This is a genomic window from Hahella ganghwensis DSM 17046, assembly GCF_000376785.1.
GTDB classification, from domain to species: Bacteria; Pseudomonadota; Gammaproteobacteria; order Pseudomonadales; family Oleiphilaceae; genus Hahella; species Hahella ganghwensis.
In genome coordinates this window covers 1-3814 of record NZ_AQXX01000027.1, presented here as the reverse complement: position 1 = coordinate 3814, position 3814 = coordinate 1, and the positions used below count along the sequence as shown (strand labels likewise).

At 44.1% G+C, this 3814-nt stretch carries 6 protein-coding genes; 3 read left to right on the top strand and 3 right to left on the bottom strand.

The genetic code is table 11. The features are described from left to right. The first annotated feature begins 548 nt into the window (after nucleotides 1-548). From F566_RS0100375 to F566_RS0100365, 3 genes are all read left to right on the top strand, one after another. The gene (locus F566_RS0100375) at nucleotides 549-947 is read left to right on the top strand and encodes a carboxymuconolactone decarboxylase family protein (protein WP_020404993.1); all 399 of its coding nucleotides are present in this window, start codon (nucleotides 549-551) and stop codon (nucleotides 945-947) included. A 3-nt stretch (nucleotides 948-950) separates the two neighbouring features. After that, on the top strand, nucleotides 951-1232 hold the full coding sequence (locus F566_RS0100370; RefSeq protein ID WP_020404992.1) for a hypothetical protein: 282 nt from the start codon (nucleotides 951-953) through the stop codon (nucleotides 1230-1232). A 240-nt stretch (nucleotides 1233-1472) separates the two neighbouring features. Then, on the top strand, nucleotides 1473-1781 hold the full coding sequence (locus tag F566_RS0100365; RefSeq protein ID WP_020404991.1) for a hypothetical protein: 309 nt from the start codon (nucleotides 1473-1475) through the stop codon (nucleotides 1779-1781). 52 nt (nucleotides 1782-1833) lie between these two features. On the opposite strand, the gene F566_RS0100360 is transcribed toward F566_RS0100365, so the two are convergent. The 3 genes from F566_RS0100360 to F566_RS0100350 form a co-directional block, all read right to left on the bottom strand. Further along, a complete protein-coding gene (locus F566_RS0100360; RefSeq protein WP_020404990.1) occupies nucleotides 1834-2547 on the bottom strand; it encodes an iron-containing redox enzyme family protein in 714 nt (237 codons plus the stop codon). Between the two features lie 22 nt (nucleotides 2548-2569). Then, nucleotides 2570-3454, bottom strand: a complete 885-nt coding sequence (locus tag F566_RS0100355) for a hypothetical protein (protein ID WP_020404989.1) — start codon at nucleotides 3452-3454, stop codon at nucleotides 2570-2572. Between the two features lie 2 nt (nucleotides 3455-3456). Beyond that, nucleotides 3457-3814 (bottom strand): DUF3419 family protein (locus F566_RS0100350; RefSeq protein ID WP_020404988.1); only part of this gene is annotated, 358 nt, incomplete at its 5' end.

Sequence of the window (3814 nt, the reverse complement as noted above, 5' to 3'; positions counted from 1 at the left end):
CGGAGAAAGTCATCTGATCCATGGATAGTATTCCTGATGAGTGAAGTTGGCCGTATTATGACTGATTTGGGGAGTTATTCAGAGCCTCCCTAAATATATCGACAAGCGCAGGCATCGGTAGCTTCGATGGTGGATTCCAGCCGCCCTGCATGTCTATGCCATAAACCCATCTGTAGATTTACCGCTCTTGATTTATGGCTGATTTATCGTTGTCCTCTCCTTCTTGCTCTCCCTCTTAAAGTATCGGTCAACGCAGACACCCGGTCCACAATCCACAAGGAACAATATTCATGAATTTATATGCCATATATGTCATCGAACCACCAATGAGACAGGGGCTTTTCAGCATGCTAAATGACTCACCATGTATATCCTTTATTCATCTATACACAAAATTTTAGCGCCCAATCATTCTAAACCTATCTATCTGATTTACATGCTATTCCCCTATCCTCCTATGACGCATTACTCTCCAGTATTCAAGCAGGTGATATACTGATTTTTGCTTTCCGCAGGAATTCATCCAATGGAGAGCAAGGGGGTATTATATGGCTATTCAAGACACGTATCAGGAAATTCAACAGACACTGGGACTGGTACCTGAATGGATTAAGCAAATGCCCGAAGGTGGTGTGAACGGTTTCTGGACAGTCACCCGGGATTTTTGGCTGGCAGATACCCAAATACCCAACAAATATAAGGAATTGATTGGTCTGGCCGTAGCAGGTGCAACCCGCTGTAAATACTGCGTCTTATTCCACACTGAAGCCGCACGCATGTTTGGTGCCTCAGATGAGGAAATTGCCGAAGCCAGTCTGATGGGTGCTGTCAGCATGATGGGAAGCACCTTCATTAACGCACAGCAAATCGACTATGAACAGTTCAGGCAGGAAACGCTTGATATAGTCCGCTATGTAAAAGAGCACGAAGCCAGTCAGGCAGCCTGATCCATGCAGGACTCAATCCTTCGCCAATTGAAGAAGGAAAAACTGATTGATGACACCGGCGGCGGTCTGAAGACCACCGCCCGGTGGCAAGCAGCTGTACTGAGATCAGTGACGGAACTCATGGCGAATCCAGCCACAGCCAGTGAAGAAAACCAGGACCTTCGAATCGCCTTCGCCAAAGCCTTGCATAGCATATACGGCGACACCATCAGCGAGGACGAACTCACGGATATGCTATTAGCCATGCTCAATCTCGAAACAAAAAACCTTCAGAAGACTCATTGATAGCAGGCCGCCAAAGTCCTCATCGCAAATTTTAGGCCGTTAATCAGTAGTCCGGTTAAGGTGTAAAAGCTCTCCCCTTCAAAACTCTACTCAAGGTCCATTCAATCGCCCAACTTATTGTTCAGCTTTTAACCGGCCAATAAGTTGCCAAAATGCATAAAGAACTAGACCCAATTTCCTATCTTCAAATCAACAAACAATCAGCTATAATTAATTTTTTACTTGAAGAGATATACACAAGTGATTGTATTTACAGAAGAACAAACAACCGCAAAAACGCTGGCCATCCACTACGCAAAGAAAATGAACGACACTTTCTTCCTGAATTTCGTCTTATCTCGTGCAGACATTACCAGCGAAGAAGATGCCGTTAAAATTTCCGACTCCTTCTGGGCATTGGCCGACATGGCCACCGAGGACTACCACAATAATATCCAGATTGAAGGTATTAATGATGCAGAGTTTTGGACGCTAAAACTGTTCAATGTCGTAATGGGGTACATCACCGAATGCGGCTACGACGATACCTGGCTGAATTATGCAGCATGAGGTCGGGTTCCACCCATTTCTTGCTCGTCAGATCGTTGTCCTCTGGCCGGCTTTACGTTCTCTGATGTCGATGGATTTCCATTTCAGATAACGCTCGCCTTTCTCTGCTTAAATACAAATCGAAGTACAACCGGTTAAAAGCATAGGCGCCCATACTTAATCCCTGCTCTATTAAGTATCGATCTTCTTCTGATCGCTCCCACGCAGGCCGAAGTACATCGAAGAAGTCCTGAGAGTGCTTGATATCAAGCTCTTCATGCAGATTGTAGTGAATTAAATCTGCCTTCGTGATCCAACCATTCTCGACGACATTTTGACCAATCCATGATGAGATATGGCTGAACATTAGCTCTATCATTCCGAGCACCGCAACACCGACGATGTACTCATCCATTACGCAAGCCCCGATAAGCAGAGTGTTGAATGAACGCACCTCAGGCCATAGTTTACGATGAATAATATCGCACTCATTGACTCCACCCACTCGCTCTAAAAATAGCTTGAATGAACTGCCGTGGAACTCTTCCTCCTTCCCTACCCCGTGTTCTTCCCAAACATTGCGCATAATCTCCAGTCTAGCCTTATGGGTGGGTATTTTTCCTGCAGCGGCCGCCATTGGCCGTGGGAAAAAAACGACGGCAAAATAAAACTGTATTTGAGTTTCAATGAAATCTTCTTTTGAAAAACTTCCATTCCTCAAATTCGTAAAGTACGGATTATTCTCATAATCGCTGTCTGACAATATTTGATTGATAACTTCGTTCATTCGCTCTACTCCTTTCAGTACATTAAATTTCATTGGTACCAAGCCACACCGCATGTTGTTTTAACAATCGTTGATCCCAGAATGTGCAATACACTTTGGCTTTTCCATTGGCAGTTAATCCCTGCCGATCAAGGGAATCGATAATGTTCGTTTCGCGAGCATCGACAGCAAAACAGGCTAAAGCGTTGCTCTTCGATCCGGGCTTGATTCCAGCGAGGTACATCAATGTTTTGGATGTGAACTCATGATGAGCCGTGACATGAGCCAATATAATAGGCTGGCTTGTCTGAGTATCCGTGAGGTCTTTTATTCCACCCAGCTCTGTTAAGACACCTTCTTCATGTGACGGTAAAGAAAGCCTTATTTTCTTGTGATATTGATTGGAAGCCTCCCCTAGTGTTTCCAACTGCTGAACAGGACAAAAATACACATTCATATCAGCTACACAACCGAACAAGCATCGCAAGAAATTGGAGGTGCTTCTTTTCTTGAAATCTCCTTTTTCACTTTGCATCGCAATAAAGTACACCAAGGGCCAGGAAAGTATTTTTCTTGAGGTGATAAACCAACGAAAGATCGTCCGGTACATTTTGGCGCTGACTTTCTTCCCTTTGAAGTCATCACAAATCTTTAGATCACAAAAATAGCAGGCATTTCTTTCCTTCTTACCACTTAACTCTATCGTTTTGAAAACTATCGCCATGCATCCGATTAACCTCTCCGAAGAGAAAGCCAATACAAAGTAGGCCTCCCCCATTCTGGAGAAGAATTGCGCGTAATCAGTCCCATGGCTTATGCGGAAGGAGCTTGAACCATTCAAGGGGTACTCGAAGCCTTCCTCCAATGCTCTTAACTCGTGCTCAAATGCAGGTATTTCTGCAGCTGATACAACCTTGGTTGAAATCATTGCTATACCCTTTCAGCTATCACTAACCTGGAGTAAAACATGCTTCTATCCTGGCTTAGAAAGTCCCTGGATAATGACTCGTGCAACCTGAATGAAGGCTCTAACCGGGCTGACAAATCTCGATGGTTATTAAGCTGTCGATAAACTAGTACAGCCCCTTTTTTTAGCTCCCGCAGCAGTTCGATGCTTTCATCTATCTCTTCATCATTCATCCAATCGAAAATGTTGGATAACATGACATAATCAAACTGCTGCAGGTTGACCACATCGCTTAAATATCCATTAAACAATCCCAATGGATTTTTTGAGAGAGGCGTTGTCAGATAAGGAGGTAAACAACCTTCTCTATTGAGGTACTTC